Annotated in this window: 19 protein-coding genes and 1 pseudogene; 10 read left to right on the top strand and 10 right to left on the bottom strand. The window is 60.7% G+C overall.

The annotated features are described in order from the left end of the window. Positions 1-175 precede the first annotated feature (175 nt). Entirely contained in the window at positions 176-1636 is a 1461-nt protein-coding gene (gene dacB / locus ACZZ0K_RS14740) for a D-alanyl-D-alanine carboxypeptidase/D-alanyl-D-alanine endopeptidase (RefSeq protein ID WP_041479117.1), read from the top strand. 145 nt (positions 1637-1781) lie between these two features. On the opposite strand, the gene ACZZ0K_RS14745 is transcribed toward dacB, so the two are convergent. Together ACZZ0K_RS14745 and rlmKL are read right to left on the bottom strand one after the other, a co-directional pair. Next, on the bottom strand, positions 1782-4166 hold the full coding sequence (locus ACZZ0K_RS14745) for a sensor domain-containing diguanylate cyclase (RefSeq protein WP_258707841.1): 2385 nt from the start codon (positions 4164-4166) through the stop codon (positions 1782-1784). Between the two features lie 144 nt (positions 4167-4310). After that, positions 4311-6581 (bottom strand): bifunctional 23S rRNA (guanine(2069)-N(7))-methyltransferase RlmK/23S rRNA (guanine(2445)-N(2))-methyltransferase RlmL, encoded by a 2271-nt coding sequence (gene rlmKL / locus ACZZ0K_RS14750; protein ID WP_024012311.1) that lies wholly within the window; start codon positions 6579-6581, stop codon positions 4311-4313. Positions 6582-7111: 530 nt separating this feature from the next. Here rlmKL and rmf point away from each other — a divergent pair. Beyond that, positions 7112-7327: a ribosome modulation factor gene (rmf, locus tag ACZZ0K_RS14755; RefSeq protein WP_003223300.1), complete on the top strand. Its 216-nt coding sequence runs from the start codon at positions 7112-7114 to the stop codon at positions 7325-7327. A 147-nt stretch (positions 7328-7474) separates the two neighbouring features. Here the strand turns inward: rmf and ACZZ0K_RS14760 are convergent, their stop codons facing one another. Continuing rightward, entirely contained in the window at positions 7475-8497 is a 1023-nt protein-coding gene (locus tag ACZZ0K_RS14760; RefSeq protein ID WP_252885648.1) for a quinone-dependent dihydroorotate dehydrogenase, read from the bottom strand. Between the two features lie 216 nt (positions 8498-8713). On the opposite strand from ACZZ0K_RS14760, the gene ACZZ0K_RS14765 reads away from it, so the two are divergent. Continuing rightward, positions 8714-9958, top strand: coding sequence for a CmpA/NrtA family ABC transporter substrate-binding protein (locus ACZZ0K_RS14765; RefSeq protein ID WP_463559158.1), 1245 nt, complete (start codon positions 8714-8716; stop codon positions 9956-9958). Then, on the top strand, positions 9940-10515 hold the full coding sequence (locus ACZZ0K_RS14770; protein ID WP_056784167.1) for an ANTAR domain-containing response regulator: 576 nt from the start codon (positions 9940-9942) through the stop codon (positions 10513-10515). Before ACZZ0K_RS14765 ends, ACZZ0K_RS14770 begins: the two co-directional genes overlap by 19 nt. Positions 10516-10611: 96 nt before the next feature. On the opposite strand, the gene ACZZ0K_RS14775 is transcribed toward ACZZ0K_RS14770, so the two are convergent. After that, positions 10612-11754, bottom strand: coding sequence for an IS481 family transposase (locus ACZZ0K_RS14775; RefSeq protein ID WP_122740574.1), 1143 nt, complete (start codon positions 11752-11754; stop codon positions 10612-10614). Between the two features lie 482 nt (positions 11755-12236). Here ACZZ0K_RS14775 and ACZZ0K_RS14780 point away from each other — a divergent pair, with 482 nt between their 5' ends. The 6 genes and pseudogenes from ACZZ0K_RS14780 (at position 12237) to cobA (ending at position 21747) form a co-directional block, all read left to right on the top strand. Continuing rightward, positions 12237-13448, top strand: a complete 1212-nt coding sequence (locus ACZZ0K_RS14780; protein WP_463559159.1) for a nitrate/nitrite transporter — start codon at positions 12237-12239, stop codon at positions 13446-13448. 7 nt (positions 13449-13455) lie between these two features. After that, the gene (locus ACZZ0K_RS14785; RefSeq protein WP_258707839.1) at positions 13456-15129 is read left to right on the top strand and encodes a bifunctional protein-serine/threonine kinase/phosphatase; all 1674 of its coding nucleotides are present in this window, start codon (positions 13456-13458) and stop codon (positions 15127-15129) included. Between the two features lie 374 nt (positions 15130-15503). Continuing rightward, on the top strand, positions 15504-17957 hold the full coding sequence (gene nirB, locus ACZZ0K_RS14790; protein WP_016773837.1) for a nitrite reductase large subunit NirB: 2454 nt from the start codon (positions 15504-15506) through the stop codon (positions 17955-17957). Then, positions 17954-18271, top strand: coding sequence for a nitrite reductase small subunit NirD (gene nirD / locus ACZZ0K_RS14795; protein WP_016773836.1), 318 nt, complete (start codon positions 17954-17956; stop codon positions 18269-18271). Before nirB ends, nirD begins: the two co-directional genes overlap by 4 nt. Further along, positions 18271-20981, top strand: a pseudogene (locus ACZZ0K_RS14800) (nitrate reductase). Before nirD ends, ACZZ0K_RS14800 begins: the two are co-directional and overlap by 1 nt. Before the next feature lie 13 nt (positions 20982-20994). Then, positions 20995-21747 carry a uroporphyrinogen-III C-methyltransferase gene (cobA, locus tag ACZZ0K_RS14805; protein ID WP_258707837.1) on the top strand — a complete coding sequence of 251 codons (753 nt, stop codon included), beginning with the start codon at positions 20995-20997 and terminating at the stop codon, positions 21745-21747. Positions 21748-21835: 88 nt separating this feature from the next. Here the strand turns inward: cobA and ACZZ0K_RS14810 are convergent, their stop codons facing one another. From ACZZ0K_RS14810 to rraA, 6 genes are all read right to left on the bottom strand, one after another. Continuing rightward, positions 21836-22870 carry an OmpA family protein gene (locus ACZZ0K_RS14810; RefSeq protein ID WP_039762998.1) on the bottom strand — a complete coding sequence of 345 codons (1035 nt, stop codon included), beginning with the start codon at positions 22868-22870 and terminating at the stop codon, positions 21836-21838. 107 nt (positions 22871-22977) lie between these two features. Further along, a complete protein-coding gene (gene sigX / locus ACZZ0K_RS14815; protein ID WP_016773832.1) occupies positions 22978-23568 on the bottom strand; it encodes an RNA polymerase sigma factor SigX in 591 nt (196 codons plus the stop codon). A gap of 90 nt (positions 23569-23658) precedes the next feature. Beyond that, entirely contained in the window at positions 23659-24483 is an 825-nt protein-coding gene (locus tag ACZZ0K_RS14820; protein WP_016773831.1) for a mechanosensitive ion channel family protein, read from the bottom strand. A gap of 2 nt (positions 24484-24485) precedes the next feature. Next, complete coding sequence (locus ACZZ0K_RS14825; RefSeq protein WP_003223293.1) at positions 24486-24734, bottom strand: hypothetical protein; 249 nt, start codon at positions 24732-24734, stop codon at positions 24486-24488. Between the two features lie 63 nt (positions 24735-24797). Next, positions 24798-25793, bottom strand: a complete 996-nt coding sequence (locus ACZZ0K_RS14830; RefSeq protein ID WP_016773830.1) for a zinc transporter ZntB — start codon at positions 25791-25793, stop codon at positions 24798-24800. Positions 25794-25814: 21 nt separating this feature from the next. After that, positions 25815-26306: a ribonuclease E activity regulator RraA gene (gene rraA / locus ACZZ0K_RS14835; protein ID WP_039762996.1), complete on the bottom strand. Its 492-nt coding sequence runs from the start codon at positions 26304-26306 to the stop codon at positions 25815-25817. Positions 26307-26509: the final 203 nt, after the last annotated feature.

Below are 26509 nucleotides of genomic sequence, written 5' to 3' on the forward strand. Positions count from 1 at the left end.
CCCGACTCTCTGGTCGCTGCGGCCGACCGCCTGTAAAAAAATAACCACTTGGCCGGCCCCGACACGGCACAAGCTGTTACAGCTTGGGGCATAATGCCGACACTTTCATGACCACTGAGGGCCTTTTCATCCATGTCCTCGTCTTTTTCCCCTCTTTTGCAGGGTTTTATTGCATATGATCAAATCGTTGCGTCCACTGTTTCTCGCCGGCCTTCTTCTGCCTCTGGCCCTGCCTGTCTCCGCTGCCACCATCAACACTTCCCTCACCCCGAACGTCGAAAAAGCCCTCAAGGCCAGCAAGCTGCAGCCCACTGCGCTGTCGCTGGTGATGGTGCCGCTCGACGGTCCGGGCACGCCGACCGTGTTCAACGCCGACGTCTCGGTCAATCCGGCCTCGACGATGAAACTGGTCACCACTTACGCGGCGCTGGAAATGCTCGGGCCCAACCATCAGTGGAAAACCGAGTTCTACACCGATGGCACCCTGAGCGGCGGCATTCTCAACGGCAACCTTTACCTCAAGGGCGGCGGTGACCCGAAGCTGAACATGGAGAAACTCTGGCTGTTGATGCGCGACCTGCGCGCCAATGGCGTGACCCAGATCACCGGCGACCTGATCCTCGACCGCAACTTCTTCGTGCAGCCGCAATTGCCGGAATTCAACGATGACGGCAACGACGACAACAAGCCGTTCCTGGTCAAGCCCGACTCGCTGCTGGTCAACCTCAAGGCCCTGCGCTTTGTTGCGCGCAATGACGGTGGCCGCGTGTTGATTTCCGTGGAGCCGCCGATCGCGAACATCCGCATCGAAAACACCGTCAAAGCCCTGCCGTCCAAGCAATGCACCGGCGGCGTGCGCTACAACCCGGTGCCGCAGGCCGATGGCAGCGTGACCGTAACCGTCGGCGGCCAGTTGGGCGAAGGCTGCAGCTCGCAGACTTATCTGTCGCTGCTCGACCACGCGACCTACACCGCCGGCGCCGTGCGGGCGATCTGGAAGGAACTGGGTGGCAGCATTCAGGGCAAGGATCGTCTGGCGCCGACGCCGAGCAGCGCCAAACTGCTTGCCCGTGCGTACTCGCCGGATCTGGCCGAGATCATCCGCGACATCAACAAATACAGTAACAACACCATGGCCCAGCAGCTGTTCCTCAGCCTTGGCCAGCGTTTCCGCAACGATGCCGACGGTGATGACGCGCGGGCTGCGCAGCGCGTGGTACGTCAGTGGCTGGCGAAGAAAGGCATCACCGCGCCGCATCTGGTGATGGAGAATGGTTCTGGTCTGTCGCGGGCCGAGCGGGTCAGTGCGCGGGAAATGGCCAACATGCTGCAGGCCGCCTGGCACAGCCCGTACGCCGCCGAATACATCAGCTCGCTGCCGATTGCCGGCACCGACGGCACCATGCGCAAACGCCTGAAAACCACGGCGATGCGCGGCGAAGCCCACGTCAAGACCGGCACCCTGAACACCGTGCGCGCGATCGCCGGTTTCAGTCGCGATGTGAACGGCAATACCTGGGCGGTGGTAGCGATCCTCAACGACAAGGCCCCGTTCGGCGCCTCGTCGGTGCTCGATCAGGTGCTGCTGGATCTGTACAAACAGCCGAAACTGCCGCAGACCGCTTCGGTGCTGTAACCCAATCCAAGCCACACCACAAAACCCTGTGGGAGCTGGCTTGCCAGCGATAGCGGACTGTCAGTCACCGAATATGCTGACTGGAATAACCCTATCGCTGGCAAGCCAGCTCCCACAGGTGTGTGGTGTATCGAGCATCAGCGGCTCAGCTCATCTCCCGCTCAACCCGATCCCGGCCATTCTGCTTCGCTGCATAAACCCCTGAGTCAGCGCGCAGCAACAGCGCATCCGCGCCCTCCCCCGGGCGCCAACTGGCGATGCCGAAACTGGCGGTGACTACGCCGACCACGTCCACCGGCGCGCCGCGCAAACCTTCCCACAATTCCCTCGCCAGCATGTAAGCGTGTTCGCCGTCGATGTCCGGGCACAGCACCATGAACTCTTCGCCGCCCAGACGGCAGAACACGTCGGTGCGGCGCAAGCGATGGCCGATCCGCTCGCAAACTGCTTGCAGCACGCGGTCGCCGACGGCGTGGCCGAACTGATCGTTGATGCGTTTGAAGTGGTCGATGTCGAGCATGATCACCGACAACTCACCGCCGCCACGCTCAACCCGGGCCATTTCGGTGGTCAGGCGTTCCTGGAAATAGCGGCGATTGTGAATGCCGGTCAGCGAATCGGTGATCGACAACGCGCGCAATTCTTCTTCCACGCGCTTGAGGTCAGAAATATCCGAGATGTAACCGTGCCACAGCACCCCGCCGCCCGGCAGCTCTTCCGGTGTCGCCTCGCCGCGCACCCAGCGCAGGCCGCGTTCAGGCAGTTGCACGCGGTATTCCTCGCGCCACGGGCTGAGATTTTCCGCCGATTCGCGGATGGATGAGCGCACGCGAATCGCGTCCTGCGGGTGAATGCGACTGAAAATCGCCTCGGAGTCGAGCAGCAGCACATCCGGCTCCAACTCGTAGATTTCGCGGATGCCATCGCTGGCGTAGATCACGCTGAAGCGTCCGTCGAATTCCATTTTGAATTGGTAAATGCCGCCCGGAACATGGGCGCTGAGCTTCTTCAGCAACGTGTCGCGTGCTGCCAGCACTTCGTGCACGCGTTTGCGCTCGGTGATGTCGATGCAGATCGCCAGATGACCGACCCACAGGCCTTGCTCGTCAAGCACCGGCGTGGCGAGCATGTTCACCGGCAGATGACTGCCATCGCTGCGCACCATGGTCCATTCGCGTGCTTCATGACCGCCGACTTCGCCGCCCTCGACCAGCATCGCGTGGCAAGTCGGGATGCTTTTGCCGTAGCGCGCACTCAACTCGGCCGAACGCGCCGCCAGTTCCCTGGGTAAATGCAGGTTCTCCAGGGTCATGCGCCCGACCACTTCGGCGCTGCTGTAGCCGAGCATTTGCTCGGCACCGGGATTGAAAGTGTTGATCACGCCGCGCAGGTCGGTGGCAATGATCGCGACCTGAGTGGCGGCATTCAGCACGCCGCGCAACTGACCGTGGGTGCCGCGCAGTTCCTGCTCGCGCTCGTGCAATTCCTGGGTGCGCACCTCGACCAGCCGCACCGCGCGCTGGCGCTGGCTGACCAGCACGTAAAGCAAGGCGCTGAGCAATGCGCTGAGCAAGCCGCCAAGAATGATCACGCTGCCCACCGACGAATGGTTGGCCTGCATGAACGCCTCGCTCGGAAGGATATCGACCTGATAGTCGTGGTCGGCCATGCGCAGCAAGCGCGTCGCCGCCAGATCGCCGGGCACCGCCTCGTTGCTCGATTCGAACAGCGCCTCGTGCTGATCCTGGGTCGACAGGTCGAGAATGCGCACCGACAGGTAATCGTGCAGGGCATCGGGCAAACCGTCGGCGAGCAACTGGCGCATGCTGATCACCGCCATCACATAGCCGAACGGCTGCGATTCTCCGGCGCGACTGACCGGCGCCAGTAGCAACACCCCACGCGCGTAGGACGGCTCAATCCCGACAAGATGCATCGGTTGCGACACCGCCATGCTGCCGAGCTGGTCGGCGCGTTGCAGGGTTTCGCGGCGCAAGGGTTGGGCGAGCAAGTCATAACCCAGTGGTGGCGCCAATCGGCTTTGGGTCTGGGTGTACAGCACCGGCACATATGCGTCGCGCGCTGCCGCCAGTTGCAGCTCGCCATTGGCGTCGAGCTCGCGAATGGTGAAGTTGCTCAGGCCTTCGTCACGCACCTGCTGTTCGAACGCGGCGCGTTCGGCACCACTGACTCTCGGGGCATAGGTATAGGCTTGGGTGCGCAGCAATAAAGGGCGGGAGTAGCCGTCGAATTCGGCGCGGGACACCGATTCGGAGTTGGCGAAGAACCGCCGCAGACCATCGAGACGTTGCTCCTGGTCCTGAAAACGTTCGGCGATACGGCTGTAGCGTTCGTTGGCCAGCAGTTGAAAGCGCTGACGCGATTGTTGCTGAAACTGGTTGAAGGTGCCCCACGCGAGCAGCCCGGTGAGAATCCCGCCGGCAAGCAACACCAGCAAAGCGACCAGCCAGGCTGAGACGTCTTCACTGATGAAACCGAGGATTTTCGGGCGCACGGGGTGCAACGGCATAAGCACGACTCACTCCGCCAGATTCACGGGAAAACCCCATTGGCGGTGTGTGAGTTATAGCTATTAGCCACTAATTTAGCCAGCACCGCTGGATCCACCGAGCCGTTAAAAATCAAGGCTCTGTGGATCCAACCAGTGAAAGCGTCAACGAGCCGTGATTTTCCAGGCGCGGTGGATCTTGGTATTGCGGGCGAAATCCGGATCAATGGTCTGCGCGCTGATTTCCTCGACCGCATAACGCTCGGCGAGGTTTTCCTCCAACTGGAACTTGCGGAAGTTGTTGGAGAAATACAGCACGCCACCCGGTGCCAGCCGCGCCATCGCCAAGTCGATCAACTGCACCTGATCGCGCTGTACGTCGAAGATGCCTTCCATGCGCTTGGAGTTGGAGAACGTCGGCGGGTCGATGAAGATCAGGTCGTATTCGTCGCGGCTGCTTTCCAGCCACGCCATCACATCACCCTGCTCCAGACGGTTCTTGTCCGAGAAGCCGTTCAGCGACAGGTTGCGGCGCGCCCAGTCCAGATAGGTTTTCGACAGGTCGACGCTGGTAGTGCTGCGCGCGCCGCCCTTGGCCGCGTGTACGCTGGCGGTCGCGGTGTAGCAGAACAGATTGAGGAAGCGCTTGCCGGCCGCCTCTTTCTGGATACGCATGCGCATCGGCCGGTGATCGAGGAACAGGCCGGTGTCGAGGTAGTCGGTGAGGTTGACCAGCAACTTCACACCACCTTCATTGACCTCGACGAACTTGCCCTGGGCCGCCTGACGCTCGTACTGCTTGGTGCCGCTCTGCCGCTCGCGGCGCTTGACCACCACGCGGTTCTTGTCGACGTTCAATGCCTGCGGGATGGCCGCCAAAGCGTCGAACATGCGCGCCGAGGCTTTTTCCGGGTCGATGGATTTCGGCGCGGCGTATTCCTGAACGTGCACCCAGTCGTGGTACAGGTCGATGGCCATTGCGTATTCGGGCATGTCGGCATCATAGACGCGGTAGCAATCGATGCCTTCGCGCTTGACCCACTTGCCCATCGCCTTGAGATTTTTCTGCAAGCGATTGGCAAACATCTGCCCGCCTTCGCTCAGGCGCGGTTGTTCGATCACTGGCGCCGGGGCTGGCGTCGGCTTGATCGGGTTGCCGTTCTTGTTGAACTTGCGCTCTTGCGGCTCGTCCGGGGTCTGGTCGTAAGCCGCTTGCTCGCGCTCGGCCTGACGCTGTTCCGGAGTGCGGCGTTCGCCAGTGACGAACTGATCGGGCAGGACCTTGATCAGCAGCAGCTTGCACGGCAGCGCGCCGTTCCAGAACGAATACTGTTTATGGCTGCGAATGCCCATGCGCTTGCCCAGATCCGGGGCGCCGGTGAACACCGCCGCTTCCCAGTTCAGGCAGGCCTGACGCAGACGCTCGCCGAGGTTCTGGTAGAGATACAGCAGGCTGGCTTCGTCACCGAGACGCTCGCCGTACGGCGGGTTGCAGATGACCAGACCTTTCTGGTTCTGATCCGGGCGCGGCTCGAAGGTCGCCACTTCGCCCTGGTAGATCTTGATCCACTCGCTGAGGCCGGCGCGCTCAACGTTATTGCGGCCTGGCTGAATCAGTCGTGGATCGGCTTCGTAACCGCGAATCCACAGCGGCGGTTTGGCCAGACCGGCGGCAGCACGCTCGACGGCTTCTTCGTGGAGTTTTTTCCACAGTGCCGGCACATGACCGAGCCACGCGGTAAAGCCCCACTGCTCGCGACGCAGGTTCGGCGCCATGTCGGCGGCAATCATCCCCGCTTCGACGAGAAACGTACCGACACCGCACATCGGGTCAGCCAGTGCGCCACCTTCGGCGGCAATTCGCGGCCAGCCGGAACGGATGAGGATTGCCGCCGCGAGGTTTTCCTTCAGCGGCGCCGCGCCCTGCTGCAAGCGATAGCCACGCTGGTGCAGGCTGTGGCCGGACAGGTCGAGGGACAGAATCGCTTCGCCGCGATCCAGTCGCAGGTGAATGCGCAGGTCCGGGTTGAGTTTGTCGATGGATGGACGATCGCCCTGTGGCGTGCGCAGTTTGTCGACGATGGCATCTTTGACTTTCAGCGCGCCGAAGTGGGTGTTGTCGATGCCCGAGCCGTGGCCGCTGAATTCGACGGCCAGGGTGCCGTCGCTGAGCATGTGATCCTGCCAGTCGATGTCGAGCACGCCGTGGTAGAGGTCTTCGGCGTCCTTCATCGGGAAACGCTTGAGCACCAGCAACACACGGTTGGCCAGACGCGACCAGAGGCACAGGCGATAAGCGGTTTCCATGGTCGCCATGCCACGCACGGCGGAGGTGTGCTCGCGCGCTTCTTCAAGGCCAAGCCCGACGGCTTCCTCGATGAGCAGGCCTTCAAGGCCTTTGGGGCAAGTGAGGAAGAGTTCGAAACGATCGGACATGGTAATTCCAGAGCCTTTGGCTAGTGGGCCGGCAACGCATTGCCGACCCGGTTTTCAATCAGGCGCTTTTCTGAAAGAGCGCCCGCGTGGCACGAAGGTGTGCCGTTCCATCCCCGCTGCTCGGGTTAAAAGAGCTTAGATGCCGGGACAGATAAAAAAGTTGGTGAAACAAAAAGACTGAAAGCGACCCTTCGTCGAATATTACCCAAGCGCAAACGTGGGTCATTCTCACTAAAGGATTAACCCCCTGAGTCAGCGGGGCGCCGATCATACCGGGGTTTGCGCAATGAACGTTGAATAAATACGCGGTTACTTATCGCCATAGCATCCTTTACGTTACGTGCTTATGACAAAACGATCATTCCCTCGGTGTGACTCATTGGTTAGAACTGAGCACAGGTTGACGTCGCAACGGCGTCAACACCTTGGCTCGCCACGCCGGCAGCGAGCCGCACGATGGCAGGTTTTTTCTGCCAGACCTCAATTGAGGTCAACGCGACACTACAGTCAACAAGTGAGGGAAACACCCTATGAGAAGACTTAAGCGTGATCCGTTGGAAAGAGCATTTTTGCGCGGATATCAATATGGCGTTGGTGGCAAATCCCGTGAGCTTTGCCCATTTACTCTACCGTCGGTACGTCAAGCCTGGATCAACGGCTGGCGAGAAGGACGCGGCGACAACTGGGACGGTATGACCGGCACTGCGGGAATCCACAGACTCAACGAACTTCACGCCGTCGGCTGACACAGGGCATTTATTCCGACACGACAATCTGAATTTGCATTGAATTAACCACGCACGTCCTTCCCGGACGGCGGGCTACGGCCCAGGGGCTCCTTCGAGGAGCCCTTTTTTATGCCTGCATTTTTGTGCCGAGCACATAACCCGGTGTTATTTTCGCAACGCGGCGATGGCGTCTACCGATTCACGAATCAGCGCCGGGCCTTTGTAGATGAAGCCCGAATAGATCTGCACCAGGCTCGCGCCAGCAGTAATTTTCTCCGCCGCGTGTTTGCCCTCGGTAATCCCGCCCGCAGCAATGATCGGCAAACGCCCGGCCAATTCGCCCGCCAGCACCTTCACGGTATGGGTGCTCTTTTCACGCACCGGCGCACCCGACAGACCGCCCGCCTCGTCACCATGCTCCATGCCTTCGACGCCGACACGGCTCAGAGTCGTATTGGTGGCGATCACCGCATCCATGCCGGTTTCGATCAACGCCTGGGCGACCTGCGCAGTTTCTTCGTCGGTCATGTCCGGCGCGATCTTGATCGCCAGCGGCACATGCTTGCCGTGACGCAGGGCCAGTTCGGCGCGGCGCGTGGCCAGGTCCGCGAGCAATTGTTTGAGCGAATCACCGAACTGCAGGCTGCGCAGGCCCGGGGTATTCGGCGAGCTGACGTTGACCGTGATGTAACTGGCGTGGGCGTAGACCTTGTCCAGGCAGATCAGGTAATCATCCACCGCGCGCTCGACCGGGGTATCGAAGTTCTTGCCGATATTGATGCCCAGCACGCCTGTGTATTTCGCCGCAGCGACCCGCGCCAGCAGGTTATCCACGCCAAGGTTGTTGAAGCCCATGCGGTTGATGATCGCCTCGGCTTCCGGCAGGCGGAAGATTCGTGGTTTCGGGTTACCCGGCTGCGGACGCGGGGTCACGGTGCCGATTTCGACAAAACCGAAACCCAGTTGCGCAAAGCCATCGATGGCCGCGCCGTTCTTGTCCAGACCTGCCGCCAGCCCTACCGGGTTCGGAAACTCCAGCCCCATGACGGTCACCGGCATTTTCGCCGGTGCCTTGCACAGCAAGCCGTTGAGGCCCAAACGTCCACCCGCGCCGATCAGATCCAGCGACAGATCGTGGGAGGTTTCCGGGGAAAGTTTGAACAACAGCTGACGGGCCAGGGTGTACATGGGCGGCAATGACTCGGGCGGCGAAAAGAGGCGGCGATTATAGCCGGGCATCGTCCCCCGGCGCGAGGCGCCTGCGCGAATCAGGCGACTGGCATATGCCTTGCACCACCCTGCTCATCAGTCTGCCGACCAATGACGGCGCGCAGGCCAGGACAATGGCGTCGTCCCCGGGTTTTGCCTGCGCAGAATCCGGGACGACGTTTTTTGAGGTAGCGTATGAACGAAACGTCCTTGGGGCCTCTGGCCTGGGTCAATGGCAGCGATGCGCCGGAGAAGAGCGCGATCAATCTCGGCTTCATGGCGCTGAGCGACTGCGCCTCGGTGGTGGTCGCCGCCACCCAGGGCTTCGCCCAGCCCTACGGCCTGACGCTGAACCTCAAACGTCAGGCCTCATGGGCCAACCTGCGCGACAAACTGGTCAGCGGCGAACTGGATGCCGCGCACAGCCTGTACGGACTGATTTACGCGGTGCACCTGGGCATCGGCGGCGTCGCCCCGACCGACATGGCAGTGCTGATGGGCCTGAACCAGAATGGCCAGAGCCTGAACCTGTCCCATGGTTTGCAACAGGCTGGCGTGAACAGTCCTGAAGCGCTCGATCAGCATGTGCACCAAAGCCGCGCAAAACTGACCTTCGCCCAGACCTTCCCCACCGGCACCCATGCGATGTGGCTTTATTACTGGCTGGCGAGCCAGGGCATTCATCCGTTGCAGGACGTCGACAGCGTGGTGGTGCCGCCGCCGCAAATGGTTGCGCACCTGCAAGCCGGGCGCATCGACGGCTTTTGCGTCGGCGAACCGTGGGCGGCCAGCGCCGTGCAGCAGAATCTCGGTTTCACCCTGGCGACCAGCCAGAGCATCTGGCCCGACCATCCGGAAAAAGTCCTCGGCTGCACCCGCGAATTTGTCGAGCAATACCCCAACACCGCGCGGGCGCTGGTCATGGCCATTCTTGAGGCCAGCCGCTTCATCGAAGAAAGCCCGGAAAACCGCCGCAGTACCGCGCAATTGCTCAGCGCCACCGAATACCTCGACACCCCCGCCGCCTGCATCGAGCCGCGTTTCATGGGCGACTACGCCGACGGCCTCGGCAATCGCTGGCAGGACCCGCATGCGCTGCGTTTTCACGGCGGTGGCGAGGTCAATCTGCCGTACCTCTCCGACGGCATGTGGTTCATGACCCAGTTTCGTCGCTGGGGTCTGTTGCGCGAGGATCCGGATTATCTGGCCGTAGCCCGCCAGGTTCAGCGTCTGGATCTGTATCGCGAGGCCGCCAGCGCTGTCGGTGTTGCGACTTCGTACGCAGACCTGCGCAGCAGCCAGTTGCTCGACGGCAAGGTCTGGGACGGCAGCGACCCGGCGGGTTATGCGCGCAGTTTCAAACTGCATGCCCTGAGCGACACCGCCCCCTTCTCGCCCAGCGCTGACAGGAGACCGCGAACATGTTGCGCATTCTGCTGATCAACGACACCGCGAAAAAAGTCGGACGCCTGAAAGCGGCGCTGACAGAGGCCGGCTTCGAGGTAATCGACGAGTCCGGCCTGACCATCGATCTACCGGCGCGCGTCGAAACGGTGCGCCCGGACGTGATCCTGATCGATACCGAGTCACCGAGCCGCGATGTCATGGAGCAAGTGGTACTGGTCAGCCGCGACCAGCCCCGGCCGATCGTGATGTTTACCGACGAACATGACCCGGGGGTGATGCGTCAGGCGATCAAGTCCGGGGTCAGTGCCTACATCGTCGAAGGCATTCACGCACAACGGTTGCAGCCGATTCTCGACGTGGCGATGGCGCGCTTCGAGAGTGACCAGGCCTTGCGCGCGCAATTGCAGGCCCGTGACCAGCAACTGGCCGAGCGCAAGCGCATCGAACTGGCCAAGGGTTTATTGATGAAGATGAAGGATTGCAACGAGGAACAGGCCTACACGCTGATGCGCCGCCAGGCGATGAGCCGCCAGCAGAAGCTGATTCAGGTGGCGGAGCAGATCATTGCCATGAGTGAGTTGCTGGGCTGAAATTTTCGCTGCAAATCAAGAGCCCCTCACCCTAGCCCTCTCCCTGTATGTACCGGGGACATGGTGGACACATGTTCGGAGACATGGTGGACGGTTTTAGATCTTCTTACCTGCCGTCACGATCTGCAAGTTCAAGTCGATTCGAGCGACACGATGTCTACTCCAGTAGACATCGTGGATGCCGTCCTCCGTCGTCTCCCTGATCGCTATGCACCTGCCATAAAAAGCCTTTCCGATCTTGTATTCCCGATTCCTCCAGAAGATTTCGCCTCCCACCTGTACCTTCCTGACCACATCTGCGTCGTTGTACTCCGGCTCCGCCGGTTGCTCCTGATATTCCCGTGGGCTGCCACTGTAACGAGTCGCCGGCACCGCCATGCCCAGCGCCTGATGAGGGCGTTTCTGGTTGTAGATGTCGCGCCAGGTATCAAACGCCCGTTGTGCGTCGTCGAGATCGGTGAAAAACCGGCCTTGCAGGACTTCATTTTTCAGGCTGCGGTGGAAGCGCTCCAGTTTTCCCTGAGTCTGCGGGTGATAAGGCCGGGAGTGGCCGACCTTGATGCCCTGGCTCATCAGCCAGACTTCCAGCGCGGTGTAAACGCCTGTCTGATCGCCCCATGGCGAGCCGTTGTCCATCGTCATGCGCAACGGCAGGCCGTAGCGTCGAAACGACCGGATTAGATGGTCCTGTACCGTTTGGCGCTGTTCATTGGCACATGCGGCAATGCACAGCGAAAAGCGTGAGTGATCATCCAGGGCTGTGAATGGATGACAACGTCCGTGGCTCAGACTGAAATGTCCCTTGAAGTCGATCTGCCATAGATCGTTAGGCGCTTCGTGCTCAAAGCGGATAAATGGTTTGATCTCGGCAGCCTTTGGATCAACACGCGAATGACGCTGCAAAACCGCATGCACCGTGCTGACGGAGGGCATCACAGCGCCTTCATCTTCCAGCACGCGCTTGAGCTTGCGGGCGCCCCAAGCCTCGTATTGCTGACTCATGGTCAAAATTTGCTGCTCAACCTCATCAGCACAACGTTTGGGTGATGTTTTTGGTCGCCGGGACTGATCGTGCAAACCCTCTGCACCCGAGGTTTCAAACCTGTTGAGCCATTTGTAGGCAGTACTTGGGCTGATATTGAATCGACGGCAAAGCTGCCGAATATTCACCCCTTCTTGCCGAGCCAAATGCACAAACTCTGTACGAAGTTGCATGGTGGATGCCTCTTGCCAGGACACAGGTCATTTCCTTGATGATGAGCAATGTGCCTATTAAAAAGTGTCCACCATGTCTCCGAACACCTGTCCACCATGTGTCCGGTACATACACTCCCGGAGGGAGAGGGGACCGACCGCGTTGTCTTGCGCTGTCCGCCGACCTGAACGACCGAGTCGATTATGGATTCACTCGAAATCGTTCAGATCGGCAAATGATTCGGCCATCCCCCGCTCGGTTCCCTCTCCCTCTGGGAGAGGGCTAGGGTGAGGGGCTTTTGCTTTTCAGCTGTTGGCACAAATCTCGCTAAGTAAACCGCACAGGTAACCAACGGCGGTTGCCCCACCTACGACAAAGACGTCGCTCACCCCGTTCGCCCCCCGGCGAATCAGGTAGCGGCGTTTTTGCGTTTTGGCCCCACAGAACGGGGCCGGTGGTGCGGCCGTGAGGCGCTCCACCTGCTGTGCATGACTCCTTTCGAGACTCTTTTCAGCCGAGGTGCGCGATGAATTCAAGCTTCTGGAAATCCGGCCATACCCCGACCCTGTTCGCGGCCTTTCTGTATTTCGACCTGAGCTTCATGGTCTGGTACCTGCTCGGCCCGCTGGCGGTGCAGATTGCCGCCGACCTGCACCTGACCACCCAGCAACGCGGCCTCGTCGTCGCCACGCCGATTCTCGCCGGCGCGGTGTTGCGCTTCGCCATGGGCATGCTCGCCGATCGCTTGTCGCCCAAGACCGCCGGACTGATCGGCCAGGTCATCGTCATCTGCGCGCTGTTCGACGCCTGGAAACTGGGCATCCACAGTTATGAACAGGCGCTGATCCTCGGCCTGTTCCTTGGTATGGCCGGCGCGTCGTTCGCCGTGGCCCTGCCGCTGGCCTCGCAATGGTATCCGCCAGAGCACCAAGGCAAAGCCATGGGCATCGCCGGTGCGGGCAACTCCGGCACCGTGTTCGCCGCGCTGCTGGCGCCAGTGATTGCCGCCGCGTTCGGCTGGAGCAATGTCTTCGGTTTCGCCCTGATCCCGCTGGTTTTGACCTTGGTGCTGTTCGCACTGTTGGCAAAAAACGCCCCGCAGCGGCCAAAGCCGAAAGCCATGGCCGACTACTTCAAGGCCCTCGGTGATCGCGACAGTTGGTGGTTCATGTTTTTCTACAGCGTCACCTTCGGCGGTTTCATCGGCCTGGCGAGTGCCCTGCCCGGTTACTTCAACGATCAATACGGTCTGAGCCCGGTAACCGCCGGTTACTACACCGCTGCCTGCGTGTTCGGCGGCAGCCTGATGCGGCCATTGGGTGGCGCGCTGGCCGATCGCTTCGGCGGCATCCGCACCTTGCTGGCGATGTACACCGTCGCTGCCATCTGCATCGCAGCGGTGGGCTTCAATCTGCCAAGTTCCTACGCGGCGCTGGCGCTTTTCGTCTGCACCATGCTCGGCTTGGGCGCCGGCAACGGTGCGGTTTTCCAACTGGTGCCGCAGCGTTTTCGTCTGGAGATCGGCGTGATGACCGGGCTGATCGGCATGGCCGGCGGAATTGGCGGCTTCGCCCTGGCGGCCGGTATGGGCGCGATCAAGCAAAGCACCGGCAGTTATCAATTGGCGCTGTGGTTGTTCGCCAGCCTCGGCGTGCTGGCATGGTTTGGCCTGCACGGCGTCAAGCGTCGCTGGAGAACCACCTGGGGCTCGGCGGCGGTGACAGCGGCGCGGGTCTGAGGCCTCAATGGCCCTGCAACTGAGCTTCGCCGAAGCCAGCGCCACCGGCCCGCGCGCGGAGAATCAGGACGCCCTGCGTTCAGTGACACCGGCGCCGGCACTGGCGGTGAGCAAGGGTTATCTTTTCGCCATCGCCGACGGCGTCAGCCAGTGCGCCGATGGCGGCCTCGCCGCGCGTTCGACCTTGCAGGCCCTGGCGCTGGACTACTACGCCACGCCGGAAACCTGGAGCGTGGCCCAGGCGCTGGATCGCCTGCTGCTCGCGCAAAATCGCTGGCTGCAGGCCAACGGCGGCGGGCAACCGCTGCTGACCACGGTCAGCGCGCTGGTGATGCGCGGTCGGCGCTTCACCCTCGCCCACGTCGGCGATTGCCGGGTCTATCGCTGGCACGCCGAGCGCTTGCAGCGCATCAGCGAGGATCACGTCTGGGAGCAACCGGGCATGCAACACGTGCTCAAACGTGCGCTCGGGCTCGATCAGCATCTGGTCCTGGATTTCCTCGACGGCGAACTGCGTGAGGGCGAAAGCTTCGTGCTGCTCAGCGACGGCGTCTGGTCGACCTTGGGCGATACCGCGATCGCGGCGATTCTGCGCGATCAAGTGGATCTGCACAGCGCGGCGCAAACCTTGGTCAACGCCGCGCATCTGGCCGGCAGTCAGGACAACGCCAGTGCCCTGCTGGTGCGCGTCGATGCGCTGGGCGAAGCGAGCATCGGCGATGCGCTGGTGCAATTGCAGCAATGGCCACTGCCGCCAACGCTGAAACCCGGGCAAGCGTTTGAAGGCTGGCAGGTGCAAGGCATCATCGGCCAGAGCCAGCAATCATTGCTGTATCGCGTGCTCGATAGTCAGGGCCAGCCTTGGCTGTTGAAGACCTTGCCGACGCGCTTGGCCGACGACCCGCAAGCCGGGCAGGCGCTGCTGTCCGAGGAATGGTTTCTCAAGCGCGTGGCCGGCCGGCATTTTCCGCAAATCCATGCCTGCACTCAGCGTCAGCATTTGTATTACGTCATGCGCGAATACGCCGGGACGACGCTGGCCGACGTGTTTCAACACAGCGGCCTGTTGCCTTTGGCGCAGTGGCAGGACATCGCCGAGCGGCTGTTGCGCGCGGTCGGGTTGCTGCATCGACGGCAGATTCTGCATCGCGACATCAAACCGGAAAATCTGTTGCTGGGGGATGACGGCGAGCTGCGCCTGCTGGATTTCGGTCTGGCTTACTGCCCCGGGCTGTCGGAGGACGCGCCGGCGACGCTGCCGGGAACGCCAAGCTTTATCGCCCCCGAAGCGTTTCGTGGCGAACCACCGAATGCGCAGCAGGATTTGTATTCAGTCGGCGTCACTCTCTATTACCTGCTCACCGGGCATTTCCCCTATGGCGAGATCGAAGCGTTTCAGCGGCCCCGATTCGGCGTGCCGGTGAGTGCCAGTCGCTATCGCCCGGACTTGCCGGACTGGCTGGCGCAAAGTCTGGAACGTGGCGTTGCCGCCGATCCGCAGCAACGCTTCGAAACCGCTGAAGAGTGGCTGCTAGTGCTGGAACAGGGTGAGCGGCAAAGTTTGAGTGTGCGGCCCCGGCCTTTGTTGGAGCGGGAGCCGTTGAAGGTCTGGCGGACGATGGCGCTTCTGGCATTGATGGGTAATGTGGTGCTGCTGGTTTTGTTGTTTCATCAGCCCTGAAAAGATCGCAGCCTTCGGCAGCTCCTACAGTTGGTTGCGTACACCTGTAGGAGCTGCCGAAGGCTGCGATCTTTTGATCCTGCGCTCCAAAAAGCGCAACACGCCTCGAGAAAGTGCATCGAGCCAGCTCCAATCGGGCAAAAAAACCAGCAATTGCGGCGCCATAACAAGTTGGCACAACCACTGCATTACCCTTTTCACCATACATAAAGCCCAACCTTCAACGACGAAGGCTGCGCTTCCCGAGAGAACGGGACCAGGACAAAGGCGTCCTCGCTAGGCAACTAGCGGGACGCCTTTTTTTGTTTGCGCAAAATTTGTCGAGCAAGGCCCGACGGCCCACCAGAGGCCAGCCGCAGCTCCCGGAGAACCTGATGAAAAAACTCAAACTGGTGATGATCGGCAATGGCATGGCCGGGGTGCGTACCCTGGAAGAACTGCTCAAGCTGAGCGACGAGCTCTACGACATCACCGTCTTCGGCGCCGAACCGCACACCAACTACAACCGCATCCTGCTGTCGCCGGTGCTAGCCGGTGAGCAGACCTTCGAAGAGATCGTGCTCAACGACCTCGACTGGTACCTGGAAAACAACATCAAATTGCTGCTCAACCGCAAAGTGGTGGAGATCGACCGGGTCAAACGCCGAGTGATTGCCGAGGACGGCACCGAGGCCGAGTACGATCGCCTGCTGATCGCCACCGGCTCGACCCCGTTCATCCTGCCAATCCCCGGCAACACTTTGCAGGGCGTGATCGGTTACCGCGACATCGCCGACACCCAGGCCATGATCGACACCGCCAGGACCCACAAGCACGCCGTGGTCATCGGCGGCGGTCTGCTCGGCCTCGAAGCGGCCAACGGCCTGATGCTGCGCGGCATGCACGTGACCGTGGTGCACCTCGGCGAATGGCTGCTGGAGCGGCAACTGGACAAGACCAGCGGCCAGCTTCTGCAATCGGCGCTGGAATCCCGTGGCCTGCATTTTCGCCTGTGCGAACAGACCCAAGCCCTGCACGACGCCGGCAATGGCCGGGTCGGCTCGGTGCAGTTCAAGAACGGCGACATCATCCCTGCCGATCTGGTGGTGATGGCCGCCGGCATCCGTCCCAACACTGAACTGGCAGAAAAGGCCGGCATTCCGTGCAATCGCGGGATTCTGGTCAATGACACCCTGCAAACCTACGACCCGCGCATCTACGCAATCGGCGAATGCGCCAGCCATCGCGGCATCGCCTACGGTCTGGTCGCGCCGCTGTTCGAACAAGCCAAGGTCTGCGCCAATCACCTCGCGCAACTGGGTTTCGCTCGCTATCAGGGTTCAGTGACCTCGACCAAATTGAAAGTCACCGGCATCGACCTGTTCTCCGCCGGCGATTTCATGGGCGGCGAAGGCACCGAGACCATCACCCTCTCCGACCCGATCGGCGGCGTGTACAAAAAACTGGTGATCAAGGATGACGTGCTGGTCGGCGCCTGTCTGTACGGCGATACGGCAGATGGCGGTTGGTATTTCCGGCAGATTCGTGAGAATCACGCCATCGGCGAAATCCGCGATCACCTCATGTTCGGCGAAAACGCCTTAGGCGACGTAGGACATCAGGGCCAGGACAAAGCCATGGTCATGGCCGACAGCGCCGAAGTCTGCGGCTGCAACGGTGTGTGCAAGGGCACCATCGTCAAGGCGATTCAGGAACACGGCCTGTTCAGCGTCGATGAAGTGAAGAAACACACCAAGGCTGCCAGCTCCTGCGGTTCCTGCGCCGGTCTGGTCGAGCAAATTCTGATCAATACCGTGGGCGGCGCGGCGGACGTCAAACCGAAAAGCGAAAAAGCCATCTGCGGTTGCAGCGACCTCAACCACGGGCAGATTCGTCAGGCGATCCGTCAGGAACACCTGCTGACCATCGCCGAGACCATGAGCTACCTGAACTGGCGCACGCCCAATGGCTGCGCGACCTGTCGCCCGGCGCTCAACTACTACCTGATTTCCACCTGGCCGGGCGAAGCCAAGGACGACCCGCAATCGCGTCTGATCAACGAACGCGCCCACGCCAACATCCAGAAGGACGGCACCTATTCGGTGGTGCCGCGCATGTGGGGCGGCGTGACCAATCCGTCGGAACTGCGGCGGATCGCCGATGTGGCCGACAAGTACAACGTGCCGATGGTCAAGGTCACCGGCGGTCAGCGCATCGACTTGCTGGGGATCAAGAAACAGGATCTGCCCGGCGTCTGGAAAGACCTCGACATGCCGTCCGGCCACGCCTACGGCAAATCCATCCGCACGGTGAAAACCTGCGTTGGCAGCGAGTTCTGCCGCTTCGGCACGCAGAACTCGACGCAACTGGGCATCGAACTCGAGCACGACCTGTTCAACATGTGGTCGCCGCACAAGGTGAAGCTGGCGGTGTCCGGTTGCCCACGCAACTGCTCGGAAGCGGGCATCAAGGACGTAGGAATTATCGGCGTCGACTCCGGCTGGGAGATGTACATCGGTGGCAACGGCGGGATCAAGACCGAAGTCGCCGAGTTCTTCGTCAAGCTCAAGACTGCCGAAGAAGTCCGCGAATACAACGGCGCGTTCCTCCAGCTCTACCGCGAAGAAGCCTTCTACCTCGAACGCACCGTGCACTACCTGCAACGGGTCGGCATGGAGCACATCAAGAAGAACGTGCTCGAAGACGCCGAGCGGCGCAAGGCCTTGAACGAGCGCCTGCAATTCTCCCTGTCGTTCGAACAGGACCCATGGAAAGAGCGCCTGGCGCAGCCGCAACTTAAGAAAGAATTCGACGTGATTCCCGTGAAAAACCTGGAGGTGCCGGCATGAACTGGCTCGATATCTGTGCGCTGGAAGAGATCAACGCCCTCGGTTCGCGGATCATTGCCGGGCCGAAAGGAGACATCGCGATTTTTCGTACAAGCGACGACGAGGTTTTCGCACTCGATGACCGCTGCCCGCACAAGGGCGGCCCGCTGTCGCAAGGTCTGATCTATGGCAAGCGCGTGGCCTGCCCGCTGCATAACTGGCAGATCGACCTCGAAACCGGCGAAGCCCAGGCGCCGGACATCGGCTGTGCGCACCATCATCCGGCGCGGGTCGAGAATGGCCGGGTGCAACTGGCCCTGCGGGACGCCATCTGATGAACCGCCAGACGACCGCCTCGACCTGCTGTTACTGCGGGGTCGGCTGCGGCGTACTGATCGAGCATGACGGCGAGCGCATCCTCGGCGTCAGCGGCGATCCGGCGCACCCGGCCAACTTCGGCAAACTGTGCAGCAAAGGCTCGACGCTGCACCTGACCGGCGACCTCGCCGCCCGCGCCTTGTACCCGGAACTGCGCCTGGGCAAAGGCCTGGCGCGCAGCCGTACTGACTGGGATACCGCCCTCGACCACGCGACCAACGTGTTTGCCGAAACCATCGCCGAACACGGCCCGGACAGCGTGGCGTTCTACATCTCCGGGCAGTTGCTCACCGAGGACTACTACGCCTTCAACAAACTGGCGCGGGCGCTGGTCGGCACCAACAACATCGACAGCAATTCGCGGCTGTGCATGTCCTCGGCGGTGGTCGGCTACAAACGCAGCCTCGGCGCCGACGCGCCGCCGTGCAGTTACGAAGACCTGGAGCTCAGCGACTGCGTGATGATCGTCGGCAGTAACATGGCCTACGCCCATCCGGTACTTTTCCGTCGACTGGAGGAAGCCAAATCCCGTCGCCCGCAGATGAAAGTCATCGTGATCGACCCGCGTCGCACCGATACCTGCGATTTGGCTGACCTGCACCTGGCGATTCTTCCGGGCACCGATGTCGCTTTGTTCCATGGGATTTTGCATCTGCTGTTGTGGGAAGACTGGATTGATCGCGATTTCATCAAGGCGCACACCGAAGGCCTCGCCGAACTCAAAACCCTTGTGCGCGATTACACCCCGCAAATGGTTTCGCAACTGTGCGGCATCAGCATCGAGCAACTGCAGCAATGCGCAGAATGGGTCGGCACTGCGCCGAGCTTCCTGTCGCTGTGGTGCATGGGCCTGAATCAGTCCACCGCCGGCAGCGCAAAAAACAGTGCGCTGATCAATCTGCACCTGGCCACCGGGCAAATTGGCCGGCCCGGTGCTGGACCTTCTCCCTGACGGGTCAGCCAAACGCCATGGGCGGGCGGGAAACCGGCAGTCTGTCCAATCTGCTACCGGGCCATCGCGATGCCGGCAATGCGGAACATCGCGCCGAGGTGGCGGCGTACTGGGGCGTCGAGAGCTTGCCCGAGGCGCCGGGCCTGAGCGCCATCGAGCTGTTCGAAAGCCTGCGCAGCGGCAAGATCAAAGCGCTGTGGATCGCCTGTACCAACCCGGCGCAATCGATGCCTGATCAGAGCGCAGTACGCGCAGCGCTTGAGGCCTGCCCTTTTGTAGTGTTGCAGGAAGCCTTTCGCACCACCGAAACCGCTGCGTTTGCGGACCTGCTGTTACCCGCCGCCAGTTGGGGCGAGAAAGAAGGTTCGGTGACCAACTCCGAACGGCGCATTTCCCACGTGCGCAAAGCGGTTGTCGCACCGGGCGAAGCGCGGCCGGACTGGGCAATCACGGTGGATTTCGCACAGCGTCTGGAGAAACGTCTGCGCCCCAGGCAGCCGAGCCTGTTCGCTTTCGATCAACCTTCGCAGTTGTTTGATGAATTCAAAGCGCTGACCCGTGGGCGAGACCTGGATCTGTGCGGAATCAGTCATGCCTTGATCGACGAGATCGGTCCGCAGCAATGGCCCTTCCCTGCCGGCGCCCGGCGAGGCACTACAAGACTCTACGAAGACGGCGTCTTTCCTACGGCTAGCGGCCGCGCGCAATTCATTGCCGATCCGTACCGCGCCGCCAAGGAACAACGCGACGCGCGCTTCCCGCTGACTTTGATCACCGGTCGCCTGCGTGACCAGTGGCACGGCATGAGCCGCACCGGCACCGCCGCGCAATTGTTCGGCCACGTCAGCGAAGCCGTGCTGAGCCTGCACCCTGACGAAATGCGTCGGCACCGCTTGCAGCCCGGTGATCTGGTCAATCTGAAAAGCCGCCGTGGCGCGGTGATTGTTGCGGTCGGCAGCGACGACAGCGTGCGTCCGGGCCAGGCGTTTCTGCCGATGCACTGGGGCGATCGCTATCTCAAGGGCGGCGTCAACACGCTGACCTTGCCGGCGTTTGATCCACTGTCCAAACAACCGGAGCTCAAGCACAGCGGCGTGCGTCTGGAGGCAGTCAACCTGCCGTGGCAACTGTTCGCCTTGATCGAGGGTGATGTTCAACGGCATTTCGAGACGCTACGGCCGCTGTGTGAGGCGTTTTCCTACGTCAGCCTCAGCCTTGTCGGTCGTGAGCGGCCAGCGTTGCTGATACGCGCTGCACACGATGAGGCGCCCGATCCACAGTTGCTGGGCGAGATCGACCAATGCCTCTCGCTGCTGGATGGCCCGGTTCTGGCCTACGACGACCCTCGCCGAGCCATCGGCAAGCGGGTGCGTATCGAAAACGGCCGTATCACCGCGATTCGCCTGGCCGGCGAAACCCTGGCGCAACACTGGCTGCAAAGCCTGTGGCTGGAGGGCCGCGCCGACCAACAACTGCGGCGCTGGCTGCTCGCGCCGATGAGCGCGCCGCCGGGCACTGTCGGAGCGATCGCCACCGACAAGACCTTGTGCAATTGCGAAAACGTCAGCCTCAACGCAGTCTGCGCCGGCATTCGCCAGGGCCTGGATCTGCAAGGCCTGAAAAACAATCTCCGATGCGGTACTCAATGCGGTTCCTGCGTGCCGGAAATCAAGCGTCTGCTGGCTGCCGAAGCGCGGCCGGTCGCGGTCATTTAACGAGGACAACACCATGAATGCGAAAGTCTGGCTGGTGGGCGCAGGCCCTGGCGATCCGGAGTTGTTGACGCTCAAAGCGGTGCGGGCGTTGCGCGAGGCCGATGTGGTGATGATCGATGATCTGGTCAACGACGCCGTGCTGGAACACTGCCCGACTGCGCGGGTTATTCCCGTTGGCAAGCGCGGCGGCTGCCGCTCGACGCCGCAGGCATTCATTCATCGCCTGATGCTGCGTTATGCACGCCAAGGCAAATGCGTAGTGCGCCTGAAGGGCGGCGATCCGTGCATTTTCGGCCGCGGTGGCGAAGAAGCGCAGTGGTTGCGCGAGCGCGGGGTTGAAGTGGAACTGGTCAATGGCATTACCGCCGGGCTGGCCGGGGCGACGCAGTGCGATATTCCGCTGACGTTGCGGGGCGTGGCGCGCGGAGTAACGTTGGTGACTGCGCACACCCAGGATGACAGCCAGTTGAACTGGCAGGCGCTGGCGCAAGGCGGGACGACGCTGGTGGTTTACATGGGCGTGGCCAAGCTGGGCGAGATTCGTGATCAGCTGCTGGCGGGAGGGATGGCGGCGGATACGCCGGTGGCGATGATCGAAAACGCCTCGTTGGCGCATCAGCGTGAATGTCGCAGTGACCTGAGTGCGATGGCTGAGGATGCCTCGGCGTTTGAATTGAAGAGCCCGGCGATTCTGGTGATTGGTGCGGTGGCTGGTGTCGTGCAAGAGCAAAAGATCGCAGCCTTCGGCAGCTCCTGCACGGCGTAACGCGCGCACGCGCTTTTAAGCGGCGAAGCCAAATCGCAGACAAAGAAAAGCCCGGCCTGAGCCGGGCTTTTCCATCAGCGGCAGCTAATTACTTAGCTTGAGCTTCAACCTGCGCTTCTACGCGACGGTTTACAGCGCGGCCAGCTTCAGTTTTGTTGTCAGCAACTGGGCGGGATTCGCCGTAGCCAACAGACTGAACGCGGGACGATTCAACACCGTACTGGTTGGTCAGAACTTGCTTAACGGCGTTTGCACGACGCTCGGACAGTTTCTGGTTGTAAGCGTCAGGACCGACGGAGTCAGTGTGACCTTCAACAGTAGTGGTGGTGGATGGGTACTGCTTCATGAAGTCAGCCAGGTTTTTGATGTCGCCGTAGCTGTTAGGCTTGACTACCGACTTGTCGAAGTCGAATTTCACGTCCAGCTCAACACGAACAACTTCAGCAACTGCTGGGCAGCCATCAGCGTCAACGGTTACGTTGGCTGGGGTGTCCGGGCACTTGTCAACGTTGTCGCAAACGCCATCGTTGTCGCTGTCGGAGCAGACTTCAGCAGGTGCTGGAACTGGAGCAGCAGCTGGCTTGGAGCCGCCACCGAAGTTCACACCGATACCGACGCTAGGAGCCCACTCGGTGTCGCCCTGGTCGATGTTGTACTGAGCTTCAACGCCGGCACGGGCGTAGAAGTTCTCGGTGAAGTACAGCTTGGCACCGCCGCCAACGTTGGCGAAGGTGGAACGGTTACGACCGTTCGAACCGTTCTGGTCGATGCTCTGGTCAGAGAAACCGGCCGAAACGTATGGACGAATCATGTCGCCTGGGTTGTTGAAGTGGTACAGAGCGTCCAGAGCGGTGTTAGCGCCTTTGACGTTCTTGCCATCGTCGGCACGTACGTTGTGCACTTCGTCGTAGCCCAGACGCAGTTCAACGTCGTCGGTCAGGAAGTAACCGATCGAACCGCCGAACAGGTTGCCGTTGTTCTTGAAGTTACGAGCGCTGTCGAATTGTTCTTTCTTAGCGAAGCCTTCGATTTCAACTGCGCCTTGGCCTTGTGCCAGAGCGCCGAACGAAGTGGCGGCAATCAGAGAACCAATGGCCAAGCCCAAGGTGTTTTTCAGTTTCATCCGTTAAATCCCCATCTGGTGATTGTGAAGCAGTCCCGCAAACCGGGGGACAACTCGGCGGCAAGTCTATCAGAACTTGCCTACACGTAAGAGATATTTGCGCTGAACTAAGTTTCAGCAATGCCTGCAAATTTCTCACGCAATTTATCTAGAGCGCGTTTGTAACGCATTTTTGTCGCACTCAAACCCATGTGCATGATGTCTGCGATCTCCTGAAACTCCAGCTCTGCGACAAATCGTAGCACCAGAATTTCGCGGTCAATCGGATTCACATACACCAGCCAGCGATCAAGCCCACCCTTCTCCTCCGGCTTCGGCGCCTTTTCTTCAGACGCTTCTTCAAGAGGGTCCAGACTGAGAGCGTCCATCAAGCGACGCTTACGCCGTTCCTTCCGATACTGCGTGATGCATTCGTTGTAAGTGATGCTGTAAAGCCAGGTTTTGAACTTCGATTTCCCCTCGAAGTTCTTCAGGCCGTACAGCACCTTCAGCATCACTTCCTGACAGACATCGTCTGCGTCGCGATCGTTCCCAAGATATCTCGCGCAGACGTTAAATAATGTTCGCTGGTAACGCCGCATCAACTCTTCGTAGGCGCGCGTTACGTGAAACAGCTCGGTATGCGAGCGCGCGACCAACTCCTCATCAGAGAGCTCGCGGGGGTCGTAGCGCGTGGATAGCGGTTGGGCTTTATTCAAAACAAGTCGTGCCGACAGTCAGGTCAATGTCCGCCACAACCAGCCTCGGCTGGCATTTTGCGGCGGCATACATTAGCAGGGTTTGCCGGTTTAGCGGCTACTCACATGCTGTTCCAGCAGGATCCGATTGGAGAGAGAGACTAGCTCACCCTCATCGGTCAGCAATGTGGTTTTAACCGTGCCGATCTCTTCGATCTGGCCTTCGACCTCGCCAACACGCACTTGTTGCCCAACCTCGTACAGCTCACGCACATAGATTCCCGCAAGAATCTGACCGGCGATTTCCCGGCTTCCCAAACCCATGGCCAGCGCAACTGCCAGACCAACGGTAATCAATACGATGACAATCACATGGTTCAGCAGGTCGGTCTTGACCTCGAGCTGGCTGATCGCTACCGAGATGCTGATGATGATCACCAGCCCCTGCGCGATCCGCCCCAACCCCGAAGCGTAGTCCAGGCCCACGCCTTCTGCTGCGCCGCGCACCAGCCCGTTGGCCAGTTGCGCCAGCAGGACACCGACCAGCAACACCAGCGCGGCGCCGAATACTTTCGGCAGATACAACGCCAGCATGTCCAGCGTAGCTGAAACTCGCTCGAGGCCAAGGGATTCTGCCGCAGAAACCAGAAAAATCAGCAGAACGAACCAGTAGACGATTTTACCGATCAGCGTCGAGATCGGCACTTGCAGCCCGGCGCGCGACATCAGCTTGGTCAGCCCGGTACCGCCCATCAGGCGATCAAGGCCCAGTTTTGCGAGCAATTTGGAGAGCAAGGTGTCGAGCAGCTTGGCCACGACGAAACCCAACAGCAGCACAACCAGTGCGCCGAACAGGTTCGGAATGAAGTTAGCGACTTTGGTCCACAACGCAGTCATTGCAGTGACGAGGCTCTGAGTCCAGAGATCAAGTTCCATATTCAATCAGCCTTATCAGCAGTGCGAGCGGTAGTTTTACGAAGACGGGAAACCGGCGAGACATGCGCCGAGCCATTGTTCAGGGCGATCATCAGCGCGGGCAGCCAGCGGCCCAGCAGGCTGAACAAATCACCGGCGCCGACCTGGCGGTTGGCGGTTTTGAGTACGCGGCCCAGGCACGCATCGTCGTCGCGGCTGGACGGCGAAGCGTTGAGCATGTCGCGCAAAGACTGTTCAAACGGATCGTGCATACGCACCTCTCGTGATGTCTGTGAAAGACGCGGGCAGATTTGCTCGGGTCACATGCGCCATGTTCACACCCAGCGCAATCGACGGAACAACCACCACTGACCGAACGCCAGGGCGAGTACCGTTAAGCAGGCAATCAGGAAACCATACGGGCTTTCGGCAAACGGAATACCGCCGACATTGATGCCCAGCAGACCGGTGATGAAACTCATCGGCAAAAAGATGCAGGTAATGATGCCGAAGCGGTACATGGTGCGATTCATGTGCACGCTCAAACGCCGGTCTTCGGCCTCCAGCACAAGCCCCACACGCTCTCGAGTCAATTCGAGCTCTTCCAGATAACGGGTCAGGCTGTTGTTCAATTCGTTCCAGTAGTCGGCGTCGTCTTCGACGAACCACGGCAATTTTATCCGCGTCAGCTGTCCGAAAATATCCCGCTGTGGCGCAAGAAAACGCTTCAGCCCGGCCGCTCTACGGCGGATGTGCAAAATCGCCCCGTGCTCGGGCGTATACCGTTCGTCGGCGTCGAGTTTTTCTTCCTCTTCATCGACCACTTCCGACAGGCACGTGACCAGATCCTGCACTTTATTGGTGAGGAACTGCGCCAGATACAGCATCAATTCAGAAGACGTTTTCGGACCTTTGCCCTCCCCCAGCAGCGCCAGCAACTCATCCGTAGCCCGCAACGGGCGCAAACGCAGGGAAATCACCCGCTGAGCGGAGGCGAAAATCCGCACCGAGACCATGTCTTCCGGCTCGGCGCCCGGGTTGAGATTGACCCCGCGCAGAAACAGCAGCAGCTCGGAGTCGGGCAATGGCAACAGACGCGGGCGGGTGTTCTCTTCCAGCAGCAGATCGCAGGTGAATTCGTTGAGCCCGCTGGATTTGCGCAGCCAGGTTTGGGTCTGCGGATGGCTGCGATCCCAGTGCAGCCACAGGCTTTCATGGGCCTGCAGCTGCAAATCGTCGAGCTCAGTCCTGGCTATCGAACGCGCACCGCCCTTGCCGTCCAGTACCAGGGCATGTACCAGCCCCCATTGCGCGTTTTCTTCCTCGAACATCCGCATCCCTTGTCGAAAACCTTATTCAGGCATTTTCAGCGGAGTCGGCGAAACGATCACGCCGTTGTTGTCCGCATAAATGTACTGGCCCGGGTGAAACGTTACGCCTGCGAAAGTCACCGGGACGTTGAGGTCGCCAATGCCGCGCTTGTCGGTTTTCATCGGGTGACTGGCCAGCGCCTGCACGCCGAGATCGGTCTGGGCGATGACGTCGACGTCACGGATGCAACCGTAGATCACCAGCCCTTCCCAGCCGTTCTGCGCGGCCTTGGCGGCGATCATGTCGCCCAGCAGGGCGCGGCGCAGCGAACCGCCGCCATCAACCACCAGCACTTTGCCTTTGCCGTTGAGTTCGGCTTGCTCCTTGACCAGCGAATTGTCTTCGAAGCACTTGATGGTCACGATTTCGCCGCCGAAGGAATCCCGGCCGCCGAAATTGCTGAACATCGGTTCCAGCACCTGCACCAGCTCCGGGTAGGCGTCGCACAGGTCAGGCGTAAGGTAATGTTCCATCGAAAAACTCCTGTAACAAGGAAGACGATCAAGGGATGCCGCATTCTGATGAGACGAGTTCCGGCGGTCGCTGTTTACCTTAGTCCATGCCATGGTCGCTGACGCAACCTGAACAAACCCTGAAACGTAATAGCTAAACAGTCACGAAATATGACCAGAACCGCACAATGCGTCATATCTTAGCCGCAAGCCAGGCTGAACGG

It is taken from the genome of Pseudomonas sp. AC255 (genome assembly GCF_979258175.1).

What these genes read in the sequence shown, in the direction of transcription:
- dacB (WP_041479117.1), top strand. Translation starts at nt 176, where the DNA reads ATGATCAAATCGTTGCGTCCACTGTTTCTCGCCGGCCTTCTTCTGCCT.
- ACZZ0K_RS14745 (WP_258707841.1), bottom strand. Translation starts at nt 4,166, where the DNA reads ATGCCGTTGCACCCCGTGCGCCCGAAAATCCTCGGTTTCATCAGTGAA.
- rlmKL (WP_024012311.1), bottom strand. Translation starts at nt 6,581, where the DNA reads ATGTCCGATCGTTTCGAACTCTTCCTCACTTGCCCCAAAGGCCTTGAA.
- rmf (WP_003223300.1), top strand. Translation starts at nt 7,112, where the DNA reads ATGAGAAGACTTAAGCGTGATCCGTTGGAAAGAGCATTTTTGCGCGGA.
- ACZZ0K_RS14760 (WP_252885648.1), bottom strand. Translation starts at nt 8,497, where the DNA reads ATGTACACCCTGGCCCGTCAGCTGTTGTTCAAACTTTCCCCGGAAACC.
- ACZZ0K_RS14765 (WP_463559158.1), top strand. Translation starts at nt 8,714, where the DNA reads ATGAACGAAACGTCCTTGGGGCCTCTGGCCTGGGTCAATGGCAGCGAT.
- ACZZ0K_RS14770 (WP_056784167.1), top strand. Translation starts at nt 9,940, where the DNA reads ATGTTGCGCATTCTGCTGATCAACGACACCGCGAAAAAAGTCGGACGC.
- ACZZ0K_RS14780 (WP_463559159.1), top strand. Translation starts at nt 12,237, where the DNA reads ATGAATTCAAGCTTCTGGAAATCCGGCCATACCCCGACCCTGTTCGCG.
- ACZZ0K_RS14785 (WP_258707839.1), top strand. Translation starts at nt 13,456, where the DNA reads ATGGCCCTGCAACTGAGCTTCGCCGAAGCCAGCGCCACCGGCCCGCGC.
- nirB (WP_016773837.1), top strand. Translation starts at nt 15,504, where the DNA reads ATGAAAAAACTCAAACTGGTGATGATCGGCAATGGCATGGCCGGGGTG.
- nirD (WP_016773836.1), top strand. Translation starts at nt 17,954, where the DNA reads ATGAACTGGCTCGATATCTGTGCGCTGGAAGAGATCAACGCCCTCGGT.
- cobA (WP_258707837.1), top strand. Translation starts at nt 20,995, where the DNA reads ATGAATGCGAAAGTCTGGCTGGTGGGCGCAGGCCCTGGCGATCCGGAG.
- ACZZ0K_RS14810 (WP_039762998.1), bottom strand. Translation starts at nt 22,870, where the DNA reads ATGAAACTGAAAAACACCTTGGGCTTGGCCATTGGTTCTCTGATTGCC.
- ACZZ0K_RS14820 (WP_016773831.1), bottom strand. Translation starts at nt 24,483, where the DNA reads ATGGAACTTGATCTCTGGACTCAGAGCCTCGTCACTGCAATGACTGCG.
- ACZZ0K_RS14825 (WP_003223293.1), bottom strand. Translation starts at nt 24,734, where the DNA reads ATGCACGATCCGTTTGAACAGTCTTTGCGCGACATGCTCAACGCTTCG.
- ACZZ0K_RS14830 (WP_016773830.1), bottom strand. Translation starts at nt 25,793, where the DNA reads ATGTTCGAGGAAGAAAACGCGCAATGGGGGCTGGTACATGCCCTGGTA.
- rraA (WP_039762996.1), bottom strand. Translation starts at nt 26,306, where the DNA reads ATGGAACATTACCTTACGCCTGACCTGTGCGACGCCTACCCGGAGCTG.